At 68.1% G+C, this 24,267-nt stretch carries 25 protein-coding genes; 16 read left to right on the forward strand and 9 right to left on the reverse strand.

Features of this window, described 5'->3' with window-relative positions:
* Nucleotides 1-471 precede the first annotated feature (471 nt).
* Entirely contained in the window at nucleotides 472-2,130 is a 1,659-nt protein-coding gene (gene ybaL / locus C7443_RS13310) for a YbaL family putative K(+) efflux transporter (protein WP_110019099.1), read from the forward strand.
* A 4-nt stretch (nucleotides 2,131-2,134) separates the two neighbouring features.
* Here ybaL and C7443_RS13315 read toward each other — a convergent pair whose 3' ends face one another.
* The 4 genes from C7443_RS13315 to C7443_RS13330 all read right to left on the reverse strand — a co-directional run bounded on the left by C7443_RS13315 (nucleotide 2,135) and on the right by C7443_RS13330 (nucleotide 6,221).
* Nucleotides 2,135-2,536 (reverse strand): bacteriohemerythrin, encoded by a 402-nt coding sequence (locus C7443_RS13315; RefSeq protein ID WP_110019100.1) that lies wholly within the window; start codon nucleotides 2,534-2,536, stop codon nucleotides 2,135-2,137.
* 176 nt (nucleotides 2,537-2,712) lie between these two features.
* Nucleotides 2,713-4,008 carry an acetyl-CoA hydrolase/transferase family protein gene (locus tag C7443_RS13320; RefSeq protein WP_110019101.1) on the reverse strand — a complete coding sequence of 432 codons (1,296 nt, stop codon included), beginning with the start codon at nucleotides 4,006-4,008 and terminating at the stop codon, nucleotides 2,713-2,715.
* 153 nt (nucleotides 4,009-4,161) lie between these two features.
* Nucleotides 4,162-5,481: an ATP-binding protein gene (locus C7443_RS13325; RefSeq protein ID WP_110019102.1), complete on the reverse strand. Its 1,320-nt coding sequence runs from the start codon at nucleotides 5,479-5,481 to the stop codon at nucleotides 4,162-4,164.
* Between the two features lie 2 nt (nucleotides 5,482-5,483).
* Nucleotides 5,484-6,221, reverse strand: a complete 738-nt coding sequence (locus C7443_RS13330) for a response regulator (protein WP_110019103.1) — start codon at nucleotides 6,219-6,221, stop codon at nucleotides 5,484-5,486.
* A 168-nt stretch (nucleotides 6,222-6,389) separates the two neighbouring features.
* Here C7443_RS13330 and C7443_RS13335 point away from each other — a divergent pair, with 168 nt between their 5' ends.
* From C7443_RS13335 to pip, 15 genes are all read left to right on the forward strand, one after another.
* Nucleotides 6,390-6,962, forward strand: coding sequence for a Spy/CpxP family protein refolding chaperone (locus C7443_RS13335; protein WP_170123611.1), 573 nt, complete (start codon nucleotides 6,390-6,392; stop codon nucleotides 6,960-6,962).
* Nucleotides 6,963-7,360: 398 nt separating this feature from the next.
* A complete protein-coding gene (locus C7443_RS13340; protein ID WP_110019105.1) occupies nucleotides 7,361-9,127 on the forward strand; it encodes a methanol/ethanol family PQQ-dependent dehydrogenase in 1,767 nt (588 codons plus the stop codon).
* Nucleotides 9,128-9,232: 105 nt separating this feature from the next.
* A complete protein-coding gene (locus C7443_RS13345) occupies nucleotides 9,233-10,087 on the forward strand; it encodes a substrate-binding periplasmic protein (protein ID WP_110019106.1) in 855 nt (284 codons plus the stop codon).
* Between the two features lie 129 nt (nucleotides 10,088-10,216).
* Nucleotides 10,217-10,969, forward strand: a complete 753-nt coding sequence (locus tag C7443_RS13350) for a quinoprotein dehydrogenase-associated SoxYZ-like carrier (RefSeq protein WP_110019107.1) — start codon at nucleotides 10,217-10,219, stop codon at nucleotides 10,967-10,969.
* Nucleotides 10,969-11,904: a quinoprotein relay system zinc metallohydrolase 1 gene (locus C7443_RS13355; protein WP_110019184.1), complete on the forward strand. Its 936-nt coding sequence runs from the start codon at nucleotides 10,969-10,971 to the stop codon at nucleotides 11,902-11,904. The genes C7443_RS13350 and C7443_RS13355 overlap by 1 nt, the downstream gene beginning before the upstream one ends.
* A gap of 9 nt (nucleotides 11,905-11,913) precedes the next feature.
* Complete coding sequence (locus C7443_RS13360) at nucleotides 11,914-12,486, forward strand: rhodanese-like domain-containing protein (RefSeq protein ID WP_246004660.1); 573 nt, start codon at nucleotides 11,914-11,916, stop codon at nucleotides 12,484-12,486.
* A 49-nt stretch (nucleotides 12,487-12,535) separates the two neighbouring features.
* Nucleotides 12,536-13,513 (forward strand): ABC transporter substrate-binding protein, encoded by a 978-nt coding sequence (locus tag C7443_RS13365; protein ID WP_110019108.1) that lies wholly within the window; start codon nucleotides 12,536-12,538, stop codon nucleotides 13,511-13,513.
* 5 nt (nucleotides 13,514-13,518) lie between these two features.
* Entirely contained in the window at nucleotides 13,519-14,271 is a 753-nt protein-coding gene (locus C7443_RS13370) for an ABC transporter permease (RefSeq protein WP_110019109.1), read from the forward strand.
* Nucleotides 14,268-15,008, forward strand: coding sequence for an ABC transporter ATP-binding protein (locus C7443_RS13375; protein WP_110019186.1), 741 nt, complete (start codon nucleotides 14,268-14,270; stop codon nucleotides 15,006-15,008). The genes C7443_RS13370 and C7443_RS13375 overlap by 4 nt, the downstream gene beginning before the upstream one ends.
* Nucleotides 15,001-15,750: an ABC transporter ATP-binding protein gene (locus C7443_RS13380; RefSeq protein ID WP_110019110.1), complete on the forward strand. Its 750-nt coding sequence runs from the start codon at nucleotides 15,001-15,003 to the stop codon at nucleotides 15,748-15,750. Before C7443_RS13375 ends, C7443_RS13380 begins: the two co-directional genes overlap by 8 nt.
* 110 nt (nucleotides 15,751-15,860) lie before the next feature.
* Nucleotides 15,861-16,841, forward strand: coding sequence for a PQQ-dependent catabolism-associated beta-propeller protein (locus C7443_RS13385; RefSeq protein ID WP_110019111.1), 981 nt, complete (start codon nucleotides 15,861-15,863; stop codon nucleotides 16,839-16,841).
* 14 nt (nucleotides 16,842-16,855) lie between these two features.
* Complete coding sequence (locus C7443_RS13390) at nucleotides 16,856-18,019, forward strand: ABC transporter substrate-binding protein (RefSeq protein WP_110019112.1); 1,164 nt, start codon at nucleotides 16,856-16,858, stop codon at nucleotides 18,017-18,019.
* A gap of 14 nt (nucleotides 18,020-18,033) precedes the next feature.
* A complete protein-coding gene (locus C7443_RS13395; protein ID WP_110019113.1) occupies nucleotides 18,034-18,843 on the forward strand; it encodes an ABC transporter permease in 810 nt (269 codons plus the stop codon).
* A gap of 286 nt (nucleotides 18,844-19,129) precedes the next feature.
* Nucleotides 19,130-19,600, forward strand: a complete 471-nt coding sequence (locus C7443_RS13400; protein ID WP_170123612.1) for a cache domain-containing protein — start codon at nucleotides 19,130-19,132, stop codon at nucleotides 19,598-19,600.
* A gap of 25 nt (nucleotides 19,601-19,625) precedes the next feature.
* Nucleotides 19,626-20,666 carry a prolyl aminopeptidase gene (gene pip / locus C7443_RS13405; protein ID WP_146213307.1) on the forward strand — a complete coding sequence of 347 codons (1,041 nt, stop codon included), beginning with the start codon at nucleotides 19,626-19,628 and terminating at the stop codon, nucleotides 20,664-20,666.
* Here the strand turns inward: pip and C7443_RS13410 are convergent.
* The 5 genes from C7443_RS13410 to pqqB all read right to left on the reverse strand — a co-directional run bounded on the left by C7443_RS13410 (nucleotide 20,647) and on the right by pqqB (nucleotide 24,257).
* Nucleotides 20,647-21,108 carry a bacteriohemerythrin gene (locus tag C7443_RS13410; RefSeq protein ID WP_110019116.1) on the reverse strand — a complete coding sequence of 154 codons (462 nt, stop codon included), beginning with the start codon at nucleotides 21,106-21,108 and terminating at the stop codon, nucleotides 20,647-20,649. The two genes, pip and C7443_RS13410, sit on opposite strands and share 20 nt — an antisense overlap.
* A gap of 96 nt (nucleotides 21,109-21,204) precedes the next feature.
* Complete coding sequence (pqqE, locus tag C7443_RS13415; RefSeq protein WP_110019117.1) at nucleotides 21,205-22,395, reverse strand: pyrroloquinoline quinone biosynthesis protein PqqE; 1,191 nt, start codon at nucleotides 22,393-22,395, stop codon at nucleotides 21,205-21,207.
* Nucleotides 22,367-22,624, reverse strand: a complete 258-nt coding sequence (gene pqqD, locus C7443_RS13420; RefSeq protein ID WP_110019118.1) for a pyrroloquinoline quinone biosynthesis peptide chaperone PqqD — start codon at nucleotides 22,622-22,624, stop codon at nucleotides 22,367-22,369. Before pqqD ends, pqqE begins: the two co-directional genes overlap by 29 nt.
* Nucleotides 22,621-23,352 carry a pyrroloquinoline-quinone synthase PqqC gene (gene pqqC, locus C7443_RS13425; RefSeq protein ID WP_110019119.1) on the reverse strand — a complete coding sequence of 244 codons (732 nt, stop codon included), beginning with the start codon at nucleotides 23,350-23,352 and terminating at the stop codon, nucleotides 22,621-22,623. The genes pqqD and pqqC overlap by 4 nt, the downstream gene beginning before the upstream one ends.
* The gene (pqqB, locus tag C7443_RS13430; protein WP_110019120.1) at nucleotides 23,349-24,257 is read right to left on the reverse strand and encodes a pyrroloquinoline quinone biosynthesis protein PqqB; all 909 of its coding nucleotides are present in this window, start codon (nucleotides 24,255-24,257) and stop codon (nucleotides 23,349-23,351) included. Before pqqB ends, pqqC begins: the two co-directional genes overlap by 4 nt.
* Between the last annotated feature and the right edge of the window lie 10 nt (nucleotides 24,258-24,267).

The raw sequence follows: 24,267 nt of genomic DNA on the forward strand, positions 1-24,267 counted from the left end.
CTGGCATTCATCCGCACGCGGCGAGCGGGTGATGAGGCGGCTTCCTGCGCCGGGTTCATCCCGCTGTCGAGCTGGCGCAGGCCGTTGCAGCGCAACGGATTCGCCCGGCAGCCGGCACGGCCCGGTCATCCGGCCTGCCGGCGCTGTTGATTGCGCCTTTCCGGGCTTGGCCGTTTCACGCTGAATTCGGCGCAGAGCCGGGGCGATGGCTGGCGCGTGGACTGCGCTGGCTGATGACGCGCACCGCCGGTGCGGGTTTTGCGCTGACGGGCTGGCTACGGATGAGTGCGCGCCGGCTGATACGCTGATTCGGCTGGCGGGTGCTCCCGGCGAGGGTTTTCCGCCACTGGCTGGCAACCTTTACGCAGGATTCATGTCGGCAAGGCATGCGACACCGCACATGCGTTGCCGAGCGCGCGCCCGGCTTGTGTTTGCGTCACTCTTTACTCTTGCTCCCACGGATCGCCGTCGATGCCGCATTACACCCCGCTGATCACTTCGCTGGTCGCTGCTTTCTGCTTTGCTTTTGCCCTCGGTGCGCTGGCCAACCGCCTGCGCATCTCGCCGCTGGTCGGTTATCTGCTGGCCGGTATCTGCGTCGGCCCGTTCACACCGGGCTTCGTCGCCGATCAGTCGCTGGCGCCGGAGCTCGCCGAGATCGGCGTGATCCTGCTGATGTTCGGCGTCGGCCTGCATTTTTCCCTGAAAGACCTGCTGGCGGTGAAAGGCATCGCCATTCCCGGCGCGCTGGTGCAGATCGGCGTCGCCACATTGCTCGGCATGGGGCTCGCCCATGTCCTCGGCTGGACGCTCGGCGCCGGCCTGGTGTTCGGCCTGGCGCTGTCGGTGGCGAGTACCGTGGTGCTGCTGCGCGCGCTGGAGGAACGCCGCCTGCTCGATTCGACGCGCGGGCGCATCGCCATCGGCTGGCTGATCGTCGAAGACCTGGTGATGGTGCTGGTGCTGGTGCTGCTGCCGGCGCTCGGTGAGCTGCTCGGCGGCGGCGGGGCGGTGTTCGACTCGCAAGCGTTGCTGCTGACGCTCGGTATCACCTTCGGCAAGGTGCTCGCTTTCCTGCTGTTCATGCTGGTGGTCGGCCGGCGGGTGATCCCGTGGCTGCTGGCGCGCATCGCCCGTTCCGGCTCGCGCGAGCTGTTCACGCTCGGCGTGCTGGCGATCGCGCTCGGCGTGGCCTACGGCTCGGCGCACGTGTTCGGCGTGTCGTTTGCGCTCGGCGCCTTCTTCGCCGGCATGATCCTCGGCGAGACCGAGCTCAGCCACAACGCCGCGGCCGACTCGCTGCCGCTGCGCGATGCCTTCGCGGTGCTGTTCTTCGTCTCGGTGGGCATGCTGTTCGATCCGATGAGCCTGCTGCGCGAGCCGCTGCCGGTGCTGGCGACCTGCCTGATCATCGTCTTCGGCAAGTCGATCGCCGCCTGGCTGATCGTGCGCGCCTTCGGCCACCCCAACGACACGGCGCTGACCATCGCCGCCAGCCTGGCGCAGATCGGCGAGTTCTCCTTCATCCTCGCCGCGCTCGGCGGCCAGCTCGGCCTGCTGCCGGACAGCGGCCGCGACCTGATCCTCGCCGGTGCGATTCTCTCGATCCTGGTCAACCCGCTGGCGTTCGGCCTGTGCCGCTGGCTGCGCCTGCGGCTGGGCACGGCGACGCAGGCGAGCGACATCCCGCTGCCGGACCTGAGCGCCCATGCCGATCACGACGTGCTGGTCGGCTACGGCCGCGTCGGCAGCCGGCTGGCCGATGAGCTGGCGCGCACGGCGACGCCGCTGGTCATCGTCGAGACGCGGGCCGACCTCGCCGAGCAGGCGCGCGCGCGCGGCTTCGACGTGCTCTGCGGCAGTGCCGCGGCCAAGGAACTGCTGGAAGCGGCCGCGATCGAGCGCGCACGCCGGCTCTACATCGCGATCCCGCAGGTGTTCGAGGCCGGTGAAATCGTCGCCCGCGCCCGTCAGCTCAACCCGCAGCTGACGATCGTCGCCCGCGCCCACAACGAATCCGAGCGCGAGCACCTGTGCCGGCAGGGCGCCGACTATGCGGTGATCGGCGAGCACGAGATCGCCCGCGCGATGAGCGGCGGCTGGTCGGTACCGCCGGCGCTTGCCGGTTGAGGGCTCAGCCGGCGTGCTGGCGCGCGTTGAGGTGGGCGGCGAGCTGGGCGTCCATCGTCGCCACGTGCAGGTCGAACCACTCGGACAGCCCCGAGGCAATGTAAGCGCGCGCCATCGCCGGACGGCCCTTGGCGACGCTCTGGAGAAAACGGCCGAGATCGCCGAGCACGCGGGCGTGATCGGCCTCGTGCTCGCGCAGGCTCGGGCAGGCGGTTTCGCGCATCAGCGCTTCTTCGGCGGCGAAGTGGGCGCGGGTGTGTTCGACCAGCCCCTCGAAGCGGGTGGCGAATTCGGCCGGCGGGCCGCTTTCGATGGCGCGCGCCAGCTCAAGAAATTCGCGGTGGGTGGCATCCATCGTCGCCACGCCGAGGGCGTGGCGTTCATCGTTCCAGTCGTAACGGCTCATGGCGGGTCCCGCGTTGACAGCATGCGCCCGCCTTGCAGCAAGGAACGGACCGCCGCGTCGCTCATGACCGCTACCACCCGTCGGGTCAAGGAGTTGGCGCGACACGGCGGCTGTGCTGCCGTGTCGCAGCCGTACGCGGCGGTGCGAACCTTGTCGGCTTTGCGACGCCGCGCCGCTTACAGCAGATGCATCGCCCGTGCCTGTTCGCGCAGCTGCTCGCGGAAGTCCGGGTGGGCGATGCTGATCAGCTCATGCACGCGCTGCTTCTCGGTCTTGCCGCGCAGCTGGGCGACACCGTACTCGGTGACGACGTAGTTGATGTCGTTCTTGCTGGTGCTGACATGGGTGCCCGGTGTCAGCGTCGGCACGATGCGCGAGATGGTGTCGTGCTTGGCCGTCGACGGCAGCACGATGAAGGCCTTGCCGCCTTTGGAGCGGTTGGCCGCCCGCACGAAGTCGGTCTGTCCGCCGGTGCCGGAGTAGGGCGCCGAGCCGAGGCTTTCCGAGCCGCACTGGCCGAGGAAGTCGATCTGCAGCGTGGCGTTGATGGCCACCAGATTGTCGTTCTGCCCGGCGATGAAGGGATCGTTGGTGAATTCCACCGGGTGCATTTCCAGCGCCGGATTGTGATCCATGAACTGGTACAGGCGCTTCGAGCCGAGGGCGAAGGTGGCGATCATCGTGCCGGGCATGAAGTTCTTGCGCCGGTTGGTGATTGCGCCGCTTTCGAACAGCTTGAGGATGCCGTCGCCGATCATCTCCGAATGCACGCCCAGATCGTGCTTGCAGGTCAGCTGCGTGACCACCGCATCGGGGATGCCGCCGTAGCCGATCTGCAGCGTCGAGCCGTCGTCGATCAGGTCGGCGACGTACTTGCCGATGGCCTCCTGCACCGGGCCGATGGTCGGCAGGCCGACTTCGAGCAGCGGGTCCTCGTTTTCGATCAGCGCCGCCACCTGCGAAATGTGCACATGACAGTTGCCGTAGGCGAAGGGCACGTTCGGGTTGACTTCAAGGATCACGGCACGGGCGCGCTTGACCGCCGCCATCGTGTAGTCGGCGCCCAGACTCAGCGCGAAATAGCCGTGCTGATCCATCGGCGAAGCCATTGCGAACACCACGTCGGCCGGCATCAGGCCGCGCTCGATCATTGCCGGCAGTTCGGAGAAATGGTTCGGCAGGAAATCGATCCAGCCGTGCTGGCCGCCGTCGCGGGTCGCGCTGCCGTAGAACAGTGCGACATGGCGTACGTGCTCGACGGTCTCCGGGTCGATGTAGCCGTATTTGCGTACCGCGAGGATCTGCGCGACTTTCACGTCGTGAAATTCGCGGCGTTGTTCCGACAGCGCGGTCAGCAGTGTCGGCGGTTCGCCGACGCCGGTCGAGACGATGATCATGTCGCCATCGCGGACCTGACGCACGGCCTCGGCGGCGCTGGTCAGACGTTGCCGGTACGCATCCTGAACATTCATGAGGGGCTCCTCTGCCAACAATCTATCGGTGGCGCTGCCGGCTTCTGCGGCTGGCTGACGCACTACGGGAAATTACTTAGGTGAAATGCGTTATCGAGCATAGGTCGTGCCTGACAGGCATGGAAGTGCGCCGCGCGGAGCTTTTGTGCTCGGTCAATTGCTCGCTGTGCGAGGCAATATCAGCCGCGCTTCCAGTCCGCCGCCCTCGCGATTGCGCAGTGTGACGTCGCCGCCGTGGGCACGGGCGATGGCACGGGCGATCGACAGACCGAGGCCGCTGCCGCCGGTGGCGCGCGAGCGCGAGTGCTCGACGCGGCGAAACGGCTCGAACACCGCCTCCAGCACGTCGGCCGGCAGGCCGGGGCCGCGATCGAGCACGCGGATCATCAGCTGCTGCGGTGAGTCGTCCAGGCGGACTTCGACGGTTTTGGCGTAGCGCAGGGCATTGTCGATCAGGTTCTGCAGGCAGCGGCGCAGCGCCCGCGGGCGCACTGTCAGCGGAGCACTCGGCGTGCCGTCGAAGCTGACCGTTTCACCGGCCTCGATGGTGTCTTCGCAGATCGCCTCGACCAGTGCGCTGACATCGAGCGGCGAGAAAGCCTCACCGCGTCCAGCGCGCAGCAGATCCAGCGTGTCGGCGACGGTGGCTTCCAGTTCGGCGAGGTCGACACCGAGATGCTCGCGGGTACCGGCATCGTCGAGCAGTTCGGCACGCAGGCGCATGCGTGCGATCGGCGTCTTCAGATCGTGAGCGACGGCGGCGAGCAGGTGGTCGCGGTCCTCGCGCTGGCGGCGCAGCCGTGCCTGCATCTCATTGAAGGCGCGGGTGGCTTCACGCACTTCGAGCGCACCGCGCTCGGTCAGCGGCGGACGATCGAGGTTGTCGCCGAGTTCACGTGCCGCCTTGGCCAGCTGCGCCAGCGGTTGCGTCAGCCCGCGCACGGCGAGCAGCGACACCATCAGCACCACGCTCATGGCCGCGCCGAGACTGAGCAGCAGGCTGACCGGGCGGGCGGCGAGCAGCGGCGGCAGCTCGTGCAGGAAGCTGGCGATACCGCCGTCGTTGAGTCCGACCTGAATGAAAAAGCTCGGTGGCTGCGGGCGCAGGCCGCCGTCCTGGGGGCGGTAGAGGCTGACGTAGACCGGGCGTGCGGCACCGAGCTGCTGGTGCAGCAGACGGCGCAGCGCCACCGCCTGCGAGGACTGGTCGGCCGGCAGATCGGTCCACGGCAGGTCGAGACGCAGGCGCAGCGGCGGCAGGTCGAGCGCATTGGCCAGGCGCTCACGATCGCCGGCGTCGAAGTCATCGAGCAGTTCGACGGTGGCGGCGATGCGTTCGCTGCTGTCGGCCACCAGCACGTGATAGAGACTGGCGCCGCGGTCACGCAGCAGCAGCGTCAGCGCGATGCTCTGCGACACCAGCAGGCCGACGCACAGCAGGAACAGCAGGCGGCCGAACAGTGAACGCGGCATGCTCAGAACTCGCGGGTGATCGGTGCGACCAGTACGTAACCCTCGTTGCGCAGCGTGCGGATGATCGCCGGCTCCTTCGGGTCTTCGCGCAGACGCCGGCGCAGGCGGCTGATCAGCATGTCGATGCTGCGGTCGAACGGGCCGGCTTCGCGGCCCTGCGTGGCGTCGAGCAGCTGGTCGCGGGTCTGTGGCCGCCCGGCATGTTCGAGCAGTGCACGCAGCAGGCGAAACTCGGCGCTGCCGAGTGGCACGACGACGCCGTCGGCATCGACCAGCTGGCGCAGCTCGGCGTCGAGCAGCCAGCCGGCAAAGCGATAGCGGCGCACGCGGCCGTCGCTGTGGGGCGGTGTTACCGCGGCGCCGGCCTCACCGGTGCCGCGGGTGCGGCGCAAGACGCTGTTGATGCGTGCCAGCAGCTCGCGCGGGTTGAACGGTTTGGGCAGGTAGTCATCGGCGCCCATTTCCAGGCCGACGATGCGATCGGTGTCGTCGCCGCGGGCGGTGAGCATGATCACCGGCAGCGTCGAGTGCGCGCGCAGGTTGCGGCACAGGCTCAGGCCGTCTTCGCCGGGCAGCATGACGTCGAGGATCACCAGATCGGGCGGTTCGACTTCGAGCGCATTGCGCAGGCCGGCGCCGTCCTCGGCTTCGGAAACCCGCAGGCCGTTACGGCCGAGATAGTCAGCGAGCAGGGCGCGCAGTTCGGGATCATCGTCGACGATCAGCACATGGTCGTTCATGGCGCTCCTTATAACGTTCGTAAGGCTGGAACGGGCCGGGGTGTTACACGCCGTTACAGAACGCGACCTCGTTGTGGTCGAACGGTGACACGCCGGGTGTCGAATAGACGCCGTGGAAGCGATCCACCCGATCGAACACCGAAACGCAATCCTCAAGGAGCAGCGATCATGACGACCAAACTCACCCGCACACTGATGCTTACCGCCGCACTCGCCACTGCCGGTATCGGCTCCGCCGTCGCCTGGGCCGGTCAGGGGCAGGGGGCGGGTGGCTGGGGTGGCCCGGTTGACCCGGAAGCCCGCTGGGAAATGATGCAGAGCCATCGCCAGCTGCGCTTCGAGCTGCTGGAAAAAGCCCTGCAGCTGCGCCCGGAGCAGAAGGCCGCCTGGGATGAATACGTCAACGCCCGCAAGGCGCTCGGCCCGCTCACCCCGGAACAGATGAAGACCTGGCGTGATGCGATGATCAACAAGAACCCGATCGAACGCCAGCAGCTGCGCATCGAGCGTATGGAGCAGCACCTGCAGCAGATGAAGGCGAGCCTGGTGCCGATGCAGAAGTTCTACGGCTCGCTCGACGCCGATCAGAAGGCCACTTTCGACAAGTTCTTCCAATGGGGGCCGCGTGGCGGGCACGGCATGCGCGGCCAGGGTATGGGTGGTCCGGGCATGGGTGCCGGCATGGGTGGCCCGGGCATGGACGGCCAGGGCCCGGCACCGATGGCACCGCCGGCCGAGTGAGCCCGCAGCGGGCGTAAACCTCTGCGCTGCCACACAGCCAGACCATGCATGAGCGCCGCGGGCGCCATCCCTCCAGGGGTGGCGCCCGCGGTGTTTTTGCGGGTGACAGGGTGTCCCGCGTGTCACCCCGGCAGGGCGGAGGGGGGACGGCCTGCGGCAGCGGCGGGACGTTGTTGCTTCGCAGCAACAGCGGCGGGTGCGCTGCTGCAGCGCGACATACGGAGTTTTTGACTGATACAGGTCTTTGATGTGAATGGATTTTGCAGCTGAGTTCAAGCGCGTTTCGATGTGGCTGGCATTGACCTTGCTCAACTCCTCGCACCGCTCGACATCTGTCACAGAAGCGGGACAAACCAGAAAAGCTCCAAAGCCCCCAGGGAGCCCCAGAGGAGTAGTCCATGACCGATTCACGTTTCCTGAAACACCGACTCGCCCTCGGCGTTGCCATGTTGCTCGGGACCGCCGCCGCACAGGCCGGCGTCACCGACGAGATGATCATGAACGCCGACAAGGACACGCAGAACGTCCTGACCTGGGGTATCACGCTCAACGGCCAGCGCTACAGCCCGCTCAAGGCGATCAACGCCGATACCGTCAAGGATCTGGTGCCGGCCTGGGCCTTCAGCTACGGCGATGAGAAGCAGCGTGGCCAGGAGGCGCAGCCGCTGGTCTACAACGGCCGCATGTTCGTCACCGCCTCGTACTCGCGCCTGTTCGCGCTCGATGCGCGCACCGGCCAGATGCTGTGGAAGTACGAGCACCGCCTGCCCGACGCGATCCTGCCCTGCTGCGACGTGATCAACCGCGGTGCCGCGCTCTACGGCGATCTGGTGATCTTCGCCACGCTCGATGCGCAGCTGGTCGCGCTCAACCAGGAGACCGGCAAGGTCGTCTGGAAGCAGAAGCTCGACAACTACAAGGACGGCTACTCCAACTCGGCGGCGCCGATCGTCGTCAAGGGTCTGGTCATCACCGGCGTCTCCGGCGGCGAGTTCGGTGTCGTCGGTCGCGTCGATGCGCGCGACGCCAACACCGGCAAGCTGGTGTGGTCGCGTCCGGTCATCGAAGGCTTCCCCGGCAAGATCCTCAAGGACGGCCAGCTGGTCGATTCCGACATCACCGGCGGTGCCGCCAACAAGACCTGGCCCGGCGACATGTGGCAGATGGGCGGCGGCGCGACCTGGCTCGGCGGCCTCTACGATGCCGAGACCGATTCGATCCTGATCGGCACCGGCAACCCGGCGCCGTGGAATGCCCACACCCGCCCGGGTGACAACCTCTACACCGCGTCGAGCCTGGCCATCGATCCGGCCACCGGCAAGATCAAGTGGCACTACCAGACCACGCCGAACGACGGCTTCGACTTCGACGGCGTCAACGAGCTGGTTTCCTTCGACCTGCACAAGGACGGCAAGGTCATCAAGGCTGTCGGCAAGGCCGACCGCAACGGCTTCTTCTACGTGCTCGACCGCACCGACGGCAAGCTGCTCAGCGCCACGCCGTTCGTCACTAAGCAGACCTGGGCCACCGGCGTCGACCTCAAGACCGGCCGTCCGATCGAGACCGGCGTGCGTCCGGGCGATCCGTCGAAGAGCGCCGACGGCAAGAAGGGCGAGACCGTGTTCTCGGCGCCGTCCTTCCTCGGCGGCAAGAACTGGATGCCGATGGCCTACAACAAGGACACCGGCCTGTTCTACGTGCCCGCCAACGAGTGGGGCATGGACATCTGGAACGAGCCGATCTCCTACAAGAAGGGCGCGGCCTACCTCGGCGCCGGCTTCACCATCAAGCCGCTGTATGAGGACTACATCGGTGCGCTGCGCGCGATCGATCCGGCCACCGGCAAGATCGTCTGGGAGTACCACAACCCGGCGCCGCTGTGGGGTGGTGTGCTGACCACCGCCGGCAACCTGGTGTTCACCGGCACGCCGGAAGGCTTCCTCAAGGCCTTCGATGCCAAGACCGGCAAGGAGCTGTGGAAATTCCAGACCGGCTCCGGCGTGGTCGGCTGCCCGGTCACCTGGGAGATGGACGGCGAGCAGTACATCGGCGTGCCCTCCGGCTGGGGTGGCGCGGTACCGCTGTGGGGGGGCGAGGTTGCCAAGCGCATCCAGCACCTGAGCCAGGGCGGCAGCATGTGGGTGTTCAAGCTGCACAAGTCCTGATGCGGCACGGTCGCGGACGCCTGGGGCGTCCGCGACCCGCTTTCCGGCAGGGCCGTTGGCGACGTACCGCCGGCCCCCGTCCCGATCACTGAAGAGGTACCGTCCATGAACCGGATTCCGCTGGCCGCCGGCCTGCTGTGTGCGCTCGGACTCGGCGCGGGCGTGGCGCTGGCCAACGCCGATGCGCTGTCCACCGTGCGTGAAAAGGGCGTGCTGCGCGTCGCCGTCTACAAAGACTTTCCCCCGTATTCCTACACCGACGCCAATGGCCGCATGACCGGCCTCGACGTCGAAGTCGGCCGCGCGCTGGCCGAGCGCATGGGTGTCGCCATGTCGCTGGAGCCGATCCCGGCCTCCGACGAGTCGATGGAAGACGACCTGCGCAACGCCGTCTGGAAAGGCCACTACATGGGCTGGGGCGCGGCCGACGTCATGCTGCATGTGCCGGTCAATGCCGACTTCCAGCAGCGCGTCGACAAGGTCACGCTGTTTGCGCCGTACTACCGCGAGCTGGTGGCGATCGCCTACGACAAGGACAAGATCCCCGATCTCAACAGCCTCGACGTGTTCCGCAAGGAAAAGGTCGGCGTCGAGATGCGCACCGTCGCCGATCAGTACCTGATCACCACCGAGAGCGGCGCCTACATCAACAACGTGCGCCACTTCCGCACGCCGGATGCCGCCTGCGCGGCGCTCAAGTCTGGCGAAGTGCCGGCGCTGGCGGCGCAGCGCGGGCAGCTCGAATACTGCCTCGGCGGCGATCGCGCGCGCTTTGTCGTGACCACGGTGCCGGCGCCGAACGTCCGCGTCTTCGAGTGGAACGTCGGCATGGCCGTGCGCGCCAGCGAGCCGGGCCTGCGCGATGCGCTCGGCGACGCGATGGAGTCGCTGCGCCAGGACGGCACGCTGCAGAAGATCTTCGACGCCAACCACGTCAGCCTCAACGCACCGGCACACTGAAGCCGCTGCGCCGTCGTCGCACCGTCTGCTGGTGCGGCGACCCGCCCGAGCCCGTGCCGCCGGCACGCTCGGGAGCGGCCGCAAGGCGCCCGCCAGAGGCGCTGGCCGTATCCACCGGAGGAGATTTCGATGCAATGGTCTGCTGTCGCGCTGGTCTGCGCGCTGGCCGTCCCGGCCGCGTTCGCCGGGGAGGCCGTTCCCCCCGATCCGCTGGACTCCGTGCAGTGGCCGGCGATGGTGCACAAGTTCTTTCGTGATCAGCGCGTGGTGTTCGACGACGCCGTGCAGGTGATCGTGCCGCCGGCCGCCGAGGATTCGATGAACGTGCCGGTGTCGGCGCGCGTGCACGGCCTGCCCGATGTGCAGGAGATCATCGCCTTCATCGATTTCAACCCGATTCCCGGCGTGCTCTCGCTGCGTCCGCTGCAGGCGCTGCCGTACATCGGTTTTCGCGTGCGCGTGCAGCAGTCGACACCGATCCGCGTCGCCGCGCGCACCGCCGATGGCGTCTGGCACGTCGGCGGTGCCTGGGTCGATGCCGCCGGCGGTGGCTGCACCCTGCCGTCGGCGGTCGCCTCGCGCGTCCGGGACGAGGACATCGGCAAGGTCGCAGCCCGCCGCTGGCCGCTGGCGGACGGTGGCCAGCGGCTGAAACTGCGCATCGCTCATCCCAACGACACCGGGCTGATCAGCGGCACACCGGCCTTTTTCGTCGAGGAACTGCACGTGCGTGACGCCGGCGGCCGCGAGCTGGCCAGTCTGGCGCTGCATGAGCCGATCGCCGAAAGTCCGCTGCTGACCCTGGAGTTCCCGGTCGCCGGCGCGCTTGCGATCAGCGGCCGTGACAACAGCGCCACGCTGATCGAGGCGAGGGTCGAATGATGCGCGCACGCTGTGTACGAACCTGGCTGGCGGCCGCACTGGCGCTGCTGAGCAGCCTCGCCATCGCCGACGACTTCGATTACGGCCTGCAGCCGCGGCAGGTGGCTGCCGACACCTGGGTGGTGTTCGGCAAGCCGGAGAACTTCTCGCGCAGCAACGGCGGCGACATCGCCAACACCGCTTTCATCGTCACCGGCGCCGGCGTCGTCGTCATCGACACCGGGCCGTCGAAGCGCTACGGCCAGCAGCTGCGGGCGGCGATCGGCCGCATCACCACGGAGCCGGTGGTCGCCGTCTACCTGACCCACCATCACCCGGATCACGCCCTCGGCAACCAGTCGTTCAAGGACGTCCCGATCCGCGCGCTGGCCGGCACCATCGACGGCCTGCGCGAGCAGGGCGCGGATTTCAATTCCAACCTCTACCGCATGACCGGCGACTGGATGCGCGGCACCGAACCGCTGCTGCCGCAGGAGGCGGTCACCGCCGGTGAGGTGACCATCGGCCGCCACACGCTGCAGCTGCTGGCGCTGAAGGGGCACACCGCCGCCGATCTGGCGATCCTCGATCGCAGCACCGGCACGCTGTTCAGCGGGATCGTCTTCAACGGCCGCACGCCGGCGACGCCGAATGCGACGATCAGCGACTGGCTGAGCAGCCTGCAGCAGCTGCAGGCGCTGCAGCCGGCACGCATCGTGCCGGCGGTCGGCCCGGTCGGTGACACGGCGATGCTGGCGCACGATGCCGACTACCTGCGCTGGCTCGACGGCAGCCTGCGGCAGGCGGCGGCGCAGGGCGTCGACATGGCCGAGGCGCTGCGTCTGCCGATCCCGGCGCGCTTCGACGACTTCGCGCTGCTGCGCGAGGAATACCAGCGCTCGGTGGCGCATCTGTATCCGGCGATCGAGCGCGCCTCGCTCGGCGTGGCGGAGTGAGCGCGGGCGATGGGGCGCTGGCTGTGCGGCCTGCTGCTCGGCCTGCTGCCGGGGCTGGCGCCGGCGCTGGTGCCGCCGGGCATGCCGTCCCTGGAGCTCGGCACGCTCGACCTCGACGGCTACCGCGATCACGCCTACCACGCGCCGGTGCCGGCGCAGCACCCGGACGCGACGACGGTGAACACGCCGGAGGCGCGCGCGCTGATCGATTCGGCGCAGGTGGTGGCGATCGATGTGATGGCGGCGACGGCGCGGCCGGCCGACGGCGATGTGCCGGCAGGCTTCATCCCCAGCAAGGTGCGCCGGCACATTCCCGGTTCGACCTGGCTGCCCAACGTCGGCTACGCCGAGCTGACGCCGGCGGTCGAGCGCTATTACCGCGACAATCTGGCGCGCCTGAGCGGCGGCGATCACGCGCGGGCCCTGCTGATCTACTGCATCGCCGATTGCTGGCTGTCGTGGAATGCCGTACACCGCGCCGCCAGCTGGGGCTACCGCCGGCTGTACTGGTACCCGGAGGGTTCCGACGGCTGGGCCGAGGCCGGACTGCCGCTCAGCGAGGCGGTGCCGGTGGCGCCCTGAGCGATACCACGATGAACGACGCATCATGAACCAGGGGAGACATCGATCCATGTGGCAGATCCTGCCCCGCGCGCTGCTGCTCGCGCTGCTGTGCACCCTCGGCCTGCCGGCGCAGGCGCTGGAGAAGATCCGCGTCGGCGTGCAGCAATCCGGCACCGTGCAGTGGGAACTGCAGACCCTCGTCGATCGCGGTCTGGCCGAGCGCGAGGGCATCGAGCTGGAGCTGGTGCCACTGGCGACCAAAGACGCCACCCACATCGCGCTGCAGGGCGGCGCGGTCGATGTCGTCGTCGATGACTGGTTGTGGGTGTCGCGGGCACGTGACGAAGGTCGCAAGTACGCCTTCGTCACCCATTCGCTGGCCGCCGGCGCGCTGTATGCGCGCGCCGACAGCGGCATCGGCACGCTGGCCGATCTCGCCGGCAAAAAGCTCGGCGTCGCCGGCGGTCCGCTCGACAAGAGCTGGCTGCTGCTGCGGGCCTACGCTAGGAAGACGCTCGGCTACGACCTCGCCGAACGCGTCGAGCCGCAGTTCGGCGCGCCGCCGCTGCTCAATCAGCTGGCGCTCGGCGGCGAGCTGCCGGCAGCGCTGAATTACTGGAACTACGGCGCCCGGCTGGAAGCGGCGGGCTTCCGACCGGTGGTGTCGATGCGCGAGGTGCTGGCCGGGCTCGGTGCACCGCCGCAGCTGCCGGTGATCGGCTGGGTGTTCGCCGAGGACTGGGCCGACAGCCACGCCGAGGCGCTGCGCGGCTTCCTGCGCGCCTCGCGCGCGGCGAAGACGCTGCTAGCCGGCGACGACGGCGTCTGGCAGGCCTTGCGGCCGCTGCTCAAGGCGCGCGACGAGGCCGAGTTCGGCGTGCTGCAGCGTGCCTACCGCGCCGGCATCCCGGCCCACGTCGGGCCGCAGGACGCCGAGGCCGCCGCCGCGGTGTATCAGGTGCTCGCCAGCGAGGGCGGCACGGCGCTGGTCGGCAAGGGGCGTGCGCTCGCCGCCGGCACCTTCTGGGACGGTTACCGGGATTGAGCGTGATGTCCATCGCCCGCTCCGAGCGCCGCCTGCGCGCGCTGTCCTTCCTGCTGCTGCTGCTCGGCTGGTGGCTGCTGGCCGCCGTGCTGCAGTCGCCGGAGCTGTCGTCGCCGGCGGCGGTGGCGGCGCGGCTGTGGGAGCACGCGCTGAGCGGCGAGCTGTGGCGTCACCTCGGCGCCACGCTGGCGCGGGTGGTGGCGAGCTTCGTGCTGGCGATGGCGGTCGGCACCGCGCTCGGCATCCTGCTCGGGCGCTCGCGCCGGCTCGATGTGTTCTGCGATGGCTGGCTGGTGCTCGGCCTGAACATTCCGGCGCTGGTGACGATCATCCTCTGCTACGTCTGGTTCGGCCTCAATGACGTGGCCGCGGTGCTGGCGGTGGCGCTGAACAAGATCCCGACCGTGGTGGTCACCGTGCGCGAGGGCGCGCGCGCCGTCGACCGCGAGCTGCTCGACGTGGCGCGGGCGTTTCGCGTGCCGCGCCTGCGCGCCTTCCGCCAGGTCTATCTGCCGCAGCTCTACCCGTATCTGCTCGCCGCCGCGCGCAGCGGCCTGGCGCTGATCTGGAAGATCGTGCTGGTGGTCGAGCTGCTTGGCCGTTCCAACGGCGTCGGCTTTCGCCTGAACGTGTTTTTCCAGTTCTTCGACATCGCCGGCATCCTCGCCTACACGCTGGCCTTCGCCGCCGTGGTACTGGCGATCGAGGCCTGGCTGATGCGGCCGCTGGAGCGCCGGCTGCTGGGGTGGCGCTCATGATGCACCTGCAGCTGGCACGCAAGACCTGGCCGGGGGCGGACAGCGCGGTGCTTGCCGACATCGAACTGCACGTCGCCGCCGGCGAGTTCGTCTGCCTGGTCGGGCCGAGCGGCTGTGGCAAGAGTACGCTGCTGGCGTTGATCGCCGGCCTCGACGCGGAGTTCAGCGGCACCCTGCGCGCATCGGCCGACCTCGGCCTGCTGTTCCAGACGCCGCGGCTGATGCCCTGGCTGACGGTACGCGAGAACCTCGCGCTGGTGCTGCCGCAGGGCCGCTGCGATGCCCATGCACTGGAGCTGCTGGCGGCGATGGGGCTCGATGCGGCGACGCTCGATCGCTATCCGGGCCAGCTTTCCGGTGGCCAGCAGCGCCGCGTCGCGCTGGCCCGCGCCTTCGCCGCGCGTCCGCGCCTGCTGCTGCTCGACGAGCCTTTCGTCTCGCTCGATGCGCCGGTGGCGCAGCGCCTGCGCGAGCTGCTGCTGGCGCAGTGGCAGGCCGAGCGTCCCGGCGTGCTGTTCGTCACCCATGATCTCGACGAGGCGCTGACGCTGGCCGACCGCATCGTGTTTCTCGGCGGTGCGCCGGCACAGGTGGTGCTGGAATGGCGCTGCGGCGTGCTGCGCCCGCGCTCGCCGGCGGCGGTGGCCGGGCAGCGCGCGGTCCTGCTCGGCGCCCACCCCGATCTGCTCGCCGGCCGCCGAGGGTGCGGCCCTGCCCAGGAGTCTGCCGATGGCTGAACAGCCGCTGCTCGATGTCGAACAGGTCAGCAAGTCCTACGGTCCGCGCAAGGCGCTCGACGGTGTGTCGCTGCAGGTCGGGCGCGGCGAGTTCGTCGCCCTGCTCGGGCCGAACGGCGCCGGCAAGTCGACGCTGTTCCAGCTGCTCTCGGGGCTGTTCGTCGCCGACGGCGGCAGTATCCGCATCGGCGGGCTGGACCTGCGCACGCACATGACCGCGGCGCTGGCGCGGCTCGGCGTGGTGTTCCAGCAGCCGACGCTCGATCTCGACCTCGGCGTGGCGGCCAATCTGCGCTACCACGCCCGTCTGCACGGCCTCGGTGGCCGCCATGCCCGCGAGCGCATCGACGCCGAGCTGGCGCGCCTCGGCCTGGCCGAACGCGCGCAGGAGCCGGCGCGGGCGCTGTCCGGCGGCAACCGGCGCAAGGTGGAGCTGGCGCGGGCGCTGGTGCACCAGCCCGAGGTGCTGCTGATGGACGAGGCCACCGTCGGCCTCGATTTCGCGTCGCGCCGGCAGCTGCTCGACGATGTGCACGCGCTGGTCGCCAGCCGCGGTGTCGGTGTGCTGTGGGCCTCGCATCTGGTCGATGAGGCTGAGGGCGCCGACCGCGTCGTCGTGCTGCACCTCGGGCATGTGCTGTTCACCGGCACGCCGGCCGAGCTGGTCGCGCACTGCGGCGCGGCCGATCTTGCCGCGGCGTTCCTGCAGCTGACGGCCGGCGGCGGCCGTCATGCGGCGTGATGCGCCGGGGGTTCGGGAATTCTTCCCGATGATCCGGGCGAATGTCCCGCTGGCCGGCGAGGGGGCTTAGCCTGCGCCTCCCCATTCGATAAGACCTGAGGAGAAACACCATGTCATTCCGCCGCCTCACGCTCGCCACCGCCCTTGCCGGCGTACTCGCCGCACCGCTGGTTCAGGCGAAGGACACCGGCTACATCTTCGTCAGCAGTGAGAAGGACAACGCCGTCACCGTGCTCGACGGCAAGAGTTACGACGTGGTCAAGGTGATCAAGACCGGCAAGCGCGCGCGTGACATGCATTTCGACGCCGGGCACACGCGGCTGTACGTGGTGGCCAGCGATTCCGGCCGCGTCGACGTCATCGACGTCGCCAAGCTCGAAGTCGTCGATCGCATCCCGGTCGGCGAGGACCCGGAGATGTTCGCGCTGAGCGCCGATGCCGGCACGCTCTACGTTTCCAGCGAGGAAGACTCGGCACTGACCGTGGTCGATGCGGCGAGCAAGAAGATCGTGCGCCAGATCAAGGTCGGCGGCGAGCCCGAGGGCGTGCTGCTGACGCCGGACGGCAAGACTGCCTACGTCACCTCCGAGGTCGCCAACATGGTCAGCGTCGTCGACGTCGCCAGCGGCCAGAGCCAGGCCAAGATCGTCGTCGGCAATCGCCCGCGCCGCTTCGCGCTGACGCCGGACGGCAAGGAGCTGTGGGTGAGCAACGAGCTCGGCGGCAGCGTCAGCATCGTCGACACCGCCACGCACAAGGTGGTGGCCACGGTGAAGTTCGAGCCCAAGGGTTTTCGCGCCGATGACGTCACGCCGGTCGGCCTGACCATGAGCCGCGACGGCAAGACCGTCTGGGTAGCGCTCGGCCGTGCCAATCACGTCGCCGCAGTCGACGTCGCCGCACGCAAGGTCAGCGACTACGTGCTGGTCGGCAAGCGCGCCTGGAGCGTGGCGCTCGATCGCAGCGAGGCGCGGCTGTTCGTCGCCAACGGCCTCAGCGACGACGTTTCGGTCATCGACACCGCGACGCACAAGGCGCTGCGGGCGATCAAGACCGGCCGCGTGCCGCATACCGTCGCTATCGACGACTGAAGGGAGCCACCCGCATGAAGCGCACCCTGCTGCTGTCTCTGGCGCTGCTCGCCGCCCTGCCGGCGATGGCGCGCGAGCTGAACATCGGCTACCTCGATCTCGCCGACGATCCGCGCTACGACGCCACCCGCCTGGAGCGGCGCTTCCAGGGCCAGCCCTGGGGCCGGCCGCTGGCCGGTGCCGAGGTGGCGGTCGAGGAATCGTCCTTCGCCGCCGAGGCGCTCGGCCTGACGCTGAAGCTGGAAACGGCCGAGGCCGATGACGCCGACGGCCTCGGCGCGGCGCTCGACGGGCTGCTCGCGCACGGGGCGCGCTTCGTGTTGGTGGATCTGCCGGCGCCGGCGCTGGCGCAGCTGGCGGCGGCGACACGCGGACGCGGTGTCACGCTGATCAACGTCGGCGCCAGCGCCGATGCGCTGCGCGGCGCGCAGTGCCAGCCGCATCTGCTGCACACCGCAGCGAGCGAATCGATGCTCGCCGACGCGCTCGGTCAGTACCTGGTGTCACGTAAATGGCGCAAGGTGCTGGCACTGGTCGGCCCGCTGCCGGCGGACCGCGAGCGCATGGATGCCTTCGCCCGCAGTGCCAAACGCTACGGCCTGAAGATCGTCGCCGAGCGTCCGTTCAAGCTGTCGAACGATCCGCGCGAGCGCGACCTCGGCAACATCGGCCTGCTCACCGCCGGCGAGGACTACGACGCGGTCTACATCGCCGACAGCGACGGCGAGTTCGCCCGCGACGCGCAGTTTCGCACCGTGCTGCCGCGCCCGGTGGTCGGCTCCGCCGGCCTGGTGGCGGATATCTGGCAGTGGGGCTGGGAGCGCAACGGTGCGCCGCAGCTCAACAACCGCTTCCGCAAGTCGGCAAAACGCGAGATGAGCGGCGCCGACTGGGCGGCCTGGGTGGCGGTCAAGGGCGTCGTCGAGGCCAGCCTGCGCGTGGCCGATGGCGATGATGCCGCGGTGCTGCGCTACCTGCGCGGCGGGGAGATCATCATCGACGGCTTCAAGGGTGCGCGGCTGTCGTTCCGTGCCTGGGACGGCCAGCTGCGCCAGCCGGTGTTCCTCGGTTACGGCAACGGTGTTGCCGCCAGCGCGCCGGTCGACGGTTTTCTGCATCCGACCAATACCCTCGACACGCTGGGCGCCGACGAGCGCGACAGCACCTGCAAGTTCTGAAAGGGAACCGCCCGATGACGCTCACCCACGCCTGGCTCGCCCTGCATGCCGTCGCCGGTCGCGAGATCGCCAAGTTCGTGCGCCAGTACGGCCGGCTGCTGTCCTCGCTGGTGCGCCCGAGCCTGTGGCTGATCGTGTTCGCGGCGGGTTTTCAGAACGTGTTCGGCGTGGCGATCATCCCGCCCTACGACAGCTACATCGAGTACCGCGTCTACATCGCGCCGGGGCTGCTCGGCATGGTGCTGCTGTTCAACGGCATGCAGAGCTCGCTGTCGATGGTCTACGACCGCGAGATGGGCATGATGCGGCTGCTGCTGACCGCGCCGCTGCCGCGCTGGTATCTGCTGTTCTGCAAGCTGATGGCCGGCACCGTGCTGTCGGTGCTGCAGGCCTACGCCTTCCTGGCGATCGCGGCGCTGTTCGAGGTTGGTATCCCGCTGGCCGGCTGGCTGACGGTGCTGCCGGCGCTGTTCGCCGGCGGGCTGATGCTCGGCGCGCTCGGCCTGCTGCTGTCGGTCTACATCAAGCAGCTGGAGAACTTTGCCGGCACGATGAACTTCGTGATCTTCCCGATGTTCTTCGTCTCCTCGGCGCTGTACCCGCTGTGGAAGCTGCGTGAGTCCGGTGCCGAGATCGTCTGGCAGCTGGCTTCGCTCAATCCGTTCACGCATGCCGTCGAGCTGATCCGCTTCGCGCTCTACGGCCAGTTCAATCTCACCGCCTGCCTGGTGGTCATCGGCAGCGCGCTGACGTTCTTCGTCGCCGCCGTGCTCGGCTACGACCCCGGGCGCGGCCTGCTGCGGCGCAGTGGTCGCCCGGCCTGAGGTGCCGGGTGCAGCTGTCTTTCGCATCGCGCAGCCTGTGCCGTCATCGTCCCGAAACCGTGACAGGGCTCAGCACAGATCCGCGTGGCGAGTGAACAATTCATTTTAAATCATTGTGTTGTATTGCGTGGCGCGCTCATTGCTTTAGGTCAACGCGGGTTTCGGCAAGTTCACCATGATGTCCGCTGCGGACGTCATGACGGTGTCGGGACCGGGGTTTTGTAAAAGCGATTCGCCCCGTGTGGTTCGTCTGTCTTGAACGATGGAAGAGTGGAGGAGTGAGAAGATGAAGGCTGTGAAATTCCTGTCCGCGCTGATGACGAGCACTGTGCTCGCGTTCAGCATGGTCTCCGCTGCGCATGCGTGGAGCACCGAGAAGGAGGCCCGTACCCTGCTCAAGGATGCCGAGACCTATATTCAGGAGAAGGGGCAGGAGGCCGCGCTGGCCGAGTTCAGCAAGAACCCCGGACCGTTCGTGCGCAACGACCTGTACGTGTTCGCGCTCGACGAGAAGGGCAACTACCTGGCCAGCGGTGCCGACTCGCGTCTGATCGGCAAGCCGATCATGGCGGCCGATGCCGCCGGCAATCCGGTCGGCCCGCGCATCCTCGAAGTGGCCAACAAATCGCCGGCCGGTGGTGACGTCGAGTACATGTGGCTGAACCGTTCGGTGAACAAGGTGCAGAAGAAGGTCTCGCACGTGAAACGGGTGGGTGACATTGTCATCGGTGTCGGCAATTATCTGCCCAACAACTGATGTCCGGAGGGCGGGGGCGGCGCTGGTGCGCCGTGCCCGCGCGGGAATGGACTGCCTGTACCCGCCTATCGAACCTTATGCCGTCCATGCCCTCGCCGTTGGCGAGGGTCATGTCCTGCACGTCGAGGAATGCGGCTCGCCGCATGGCCTGCCGGTGGTGTTCCTGCACGGCGGCCCCGGCTCGGGCTGCGGCCCGCTGCAGCGGCGCCTGTTCGATCCGCAGTGCTGGCGTATCGTGCTCTACGATCAGCGCGGTACCGGTCGTTCGCGCCCGCTCGGCCATATTGCCAACAACACCACGGCCGATCTGCTCGGTGACTTGGAGCGTATCCGCTTTTCGCTCGGCATCGAGCGCTGGCTGGTGGCCGGCGGTTCCTGGGGGGCGACGCTCGCGCTGCTGTACGCCGAGGCGTTTCCCGACAGCACCGCCGCGCTGCTGCTGCGCGGTACGTTTCTCGCGCGTGCGCGCGACATCAACTGGTTCTATCGCAGCGATGGCGTGGCCCTGCGGTTTCCGCAGGCCTGGCGCCAGTTCGTTTCCCATCTCCATGCCGGTGAGCGCAACGATCTGATCGGCGGCTACTACCGCCGGCTGTGCAGTGACGACCCGGAGACTGCCGCCGCCGCGGCGCTGGCCTGGCGCGCCTGGGACAGCACGGTTGCCACCTGGACACTGCCACCGGATACGCCGAAGTCAGCGACCGATGCGCTGCATGCGATCGCCCAGGCGCGTATCGCCGCGCATTATCTGCACCATGCCTGCTTCATCGTCGATAACCGCATTCTCGCCAATGCGCATCGCCTGAATGGTATTCCGGGCATCATCCTGCACGGCGAGCAGGATCGTGTCTGTCCGATTACGCAGTCGCAGGCACTGGGGGCGGTGTGGCCACAGTCGGAGATGATCAGCCTGCCGCGTACCGGCCACCTGCTCAGTGAGCCGACGATGCTTGAGGCCTGGGTGGAGGCTGCCGATCGCCTGCACCGGCAGCTCGCAGGCAGCCCGCCGCTGCGCCGGCGTCAGCCGGTGACAGGCGGGCGCTGGCTTACTTCCAGAATTTCTTGAGCCAGGCTCCCTTCAGCCAGGAGCGTTGCGCGCCGCGGCTGAGGAAATGCTCGGAATACTGCGTGTCTTCCTTGAGGATGTGGTGCGTCAGCCACTTGTGCAGGAATTCCATCAGCTCGATGCGTGAGATCTTGCCGTCGTGGCGCAGCTGCTCACGGAAGTCGTGAGCCATGCGCAGCAGGTCTTCGTGGTGCTGCTTGTGGGGCTCATAGTCCGGGTAGCCGAGGATGCGCATCAGGCTTTCCTCGACGACGAAGTGGGTTTCCGTGTAACGCATCAGGCGATCCAACGCTTCCTCGATGATGTCGCGCTGATTGCCCTGCGTCAGCAGTTGGGCATTCAGTTCATTGACCAGCTGCACCAGATACTTGTGCTGCTCGTCGATTTCCTGGATGCCGACCGACAGATCGTCGGTCCATTCGATGTAGTTCGGGATGCTCATAGGCTTTGGCGGTACCGTGTGGGCTGTGGGCGGTTGGCAGTGGCACAACCGGCATCGTCGTTAATCGTCCTTTGCCGACGACGCCTCTAGCCTAGCCTACGTCTGCGAGCGCTCCGGCTGACCTGGATCATTTGCGCGCGGTGCGGCCGGTGCTGTTTCGTGAACAGTTGTTGAGGAAATCCGTTTGGCATTGCGCGGATTGCGGAAGACCAGCGGTTTTTCGGCCGGAGTGGCTGCCGCCTGTTCGATGGCGGCGAGCACGCGATCGTGATGCGGAGATTTGTCGCAGACCGGGTCGGCATTCTCGGCATCGCCAGTCAGCAGATAGGCCTGGCAGCGGCAGCCGCCGAAATCCTTTTCCTTCTCGTCGCAGGAGCGGCACGGCTCTTTCATCCAGTCAAAGCCGCGAAAGCGCCTGAAGCCCGGTGACTCGCTCCAGATCCAGTCCAGCGCGTGCTCGCGCACGTTGGGAAAGCTCAGGCCGGGCAGTTCGCGCGCCGAGTGGCAGGGCAGGGCGGTGCCGTCGGGGGCGATGGTGAGGAAGACCTTGCCCCAGCCGTTCATGCAGGCTTTCGGCCGGGTCTCGTAGTAGTCGGGGACGACGTAGTAGATCTTCATGCGCCCCTTCATCCGCTCCTGCCAGGCGTGGGCGATCGCTTCGCCGCGCTGCAGCTGTTCGCGGCTCGGCAGCAGGCGGTCGCGGTTGGCCCAGGCCCAGCCGTAATACTGCGTGGTCGCCAGCTCGACGTAGTCGGCCTGCAGCTCGCTGGCCAGCGTCAGCACGGCGTCCATCGAGTCGATGTTGTCGCGGTGCAGGACGAAGCACAGCACCATCGGGTAGCCGGCGGCCTTGACCGCGCGGGCGATCGCCTGCTTGTGGCGGAAGGCCTCGGTGCCGGCGAGGTGATCGTTGATCTCCTCGCTGCTGCCCTGAAAGCTCACCTGGATGTGGTCGAGCCCGGCCTCGCGCAGGCGCTCGATGCGCTCGACGTCGAGACCGATGCCGGAGGTGATCAGGTTGGTGTAGAAGCCGAGCCGGCGCGCCTCGGCGACCAGTTCTTCGAGATCCTGGCGGGTCGCCGGCTCACCACCGGAGAGGCCGAGCTGTGCCGCGCCCATCGCCCGCGCTTCGCGCAGCACCCGCTTCCAGGTCTCGGTGTCGAGCTCGTCCTTGTAGCGGTGAAAGTCCAGCGGGTTCGAGCAGTACGGGCACTGCAGCGGACAGGCGTAAGTCAGCTCGGCGAGCAGCCAGAGCGGTTTAGACGGTGCGCAGCCAGCCGCGCTCATGGGCGACCTCCAGGAATTCGTGCACGTCGGCGGTGAGATCGGCCTCGGGGAAGCGCTGCAGCAGCGCGGCGACGATGGCGTCGGCATCGCGCACGCCATCGCACAGCTCAAGGATCATCGCCGCCGAGGCGCTGAGCTTGACCATGCCTTCGGGGTAGAGCAGCACGTGGCAGTCCTGTGCCGGCTCCCATTGCAGGCGGTAGCCGGGGGCGATGCGCACGGCGCTCATGCCGGGCGCTCGCAGCAGAAGTACGGCGGCTTGCCTTCGACATAGGCCATCCACAGCGCATCGCACAGGCTCCACAGCACGTCGAGCTTGAAGCGCAGGATGCTCAGCGCGTGTTCCTGCTGCTCGCGCGTGCGGAAGTGCTCCAGCGTGATCGCCAGGCCGTGCTGCACGTCGCGGTGCGCCTGCGACAGGCGGTTGCGGAAGTACTGCAGGCCGTCGGCCTCGATCCACGGATAGCGGTCCGGCCAGTTGTCGATGCGCTGGCGGTGGATCGTCGGTGCGAACAGCTCGGTCAGCGAGGAGCAGGCGGCCTCCTGCCAGCTCGATGAGCGCGCGAAATTGATGTAGGCGTCGACCGCGAAGCGCACGCCGGGCAGCACCAGCTCCTGCGAAACGATCTGCTCGCGGCTCAGGCCGCAGGCCATGCCGAGCCGGATCCAGGCCTCGATGCCGCCTTCGGCATGTTCGTCGCCATCGTGGTCGACGATGCGCTGGATCCAGCGCCGGCGCACTTCGCGGTCCGGGCAGTTGGCCAGCACCGCGGCGTCTTTGCGCGGGATCGAGATCTGGTAATAGAAGCGGTTCGCCACCCAGCCCTGGATCTGCTCGCGGCTCAGTTCACCGGCGTGCATGCGCGTGTGGTAGGGATGGTGGATGTGGTAGAGGCTGCCGAGCGCACGCAGGCGGGCTTCGAATTCCTCGGGGGTCCAGGCGCGGGTGTCGGTCATAGTTCGATATCCATACCGTCAAAGGCGACTTCGATGCCGTGGGCGCTCAGCGCGGCGCGCTCGGCGCCGTCCTCGACCAGGATCGGGTTGGTGTTGTTGATGTGGATCAGCACCTTGCGGCCGCGGTACGGCGCCAGGGCGGCGATCATGCCGTCATCGCCGCTCTGCGGCAGATGACCCATCTCCTGGGCAAACTTGTGATTGATGCCGGCGCGGATCATCTCGTCGGCGGTCCAGAACGTGCCGTCGACCAGCAGGCAGTCGGCACGCTCCAGGTACGGCTTGAGGTGTGCTTCGATCTCGCCGAGGCCGGGCGCGTAGAACAGCGTGCCGCCGCTGCGCTGGTCCTCGATGAACACGCCGATGTTGTCGCCGGGGTGCGGATCGTGGCGGTGCGGGGAATACGGCGGCGCCTTGCTGGCCAGGGCCACGGTGCGAAACAGCAGCCCCTCGGCGCCGGGAATGGTGAAGGCTGCGCCGTCGAGCGGCAGCTCGTGCCAGTCGGTACCGCAGTAGTGCTCCAGCACCTTGAGCAGCGGCAGGCCGGTGCTCAGGTCCTGCTGGGCCGGCGCCGTGCAATACACCGGCAGACGCTTGCCTTCACGCAGCATCAACAGGCCGGTGGCGTGGTCGATCTGGCTGTCGATGAGCAGTACGGCACAGATGCCGGTGTCGCGGATCGCGCGGTTCGGCTGCAACGGGGCGAACGACGCGAGCTGCGCGCGGATGTCCGGCGAGGCGTTGAACAGGACCCAGTTGACGCCGTCGGCGCTGACGGTGATCGAGGACTGCGTGCGCGGCGTGGCCTTCAGCGTGCCGGCGCGCAGCCCGGCGCAATTGGCGCAGTTGCAATTCCACTGCGGGAAGCCGCCGCCGGCGCCCGAGCCGAGTACATGTATGTGCATGGGTGGTGGT

Source organism: Plasticicumulans acidivorans, assembly GCF_003182095.1.
GTDB lineage: Bacteria > Pseudomonadota > Gammaproteobacteria > Competibacterales > Competibacteraceae > Plasticicumulans > Plasticicumulans acidivorans.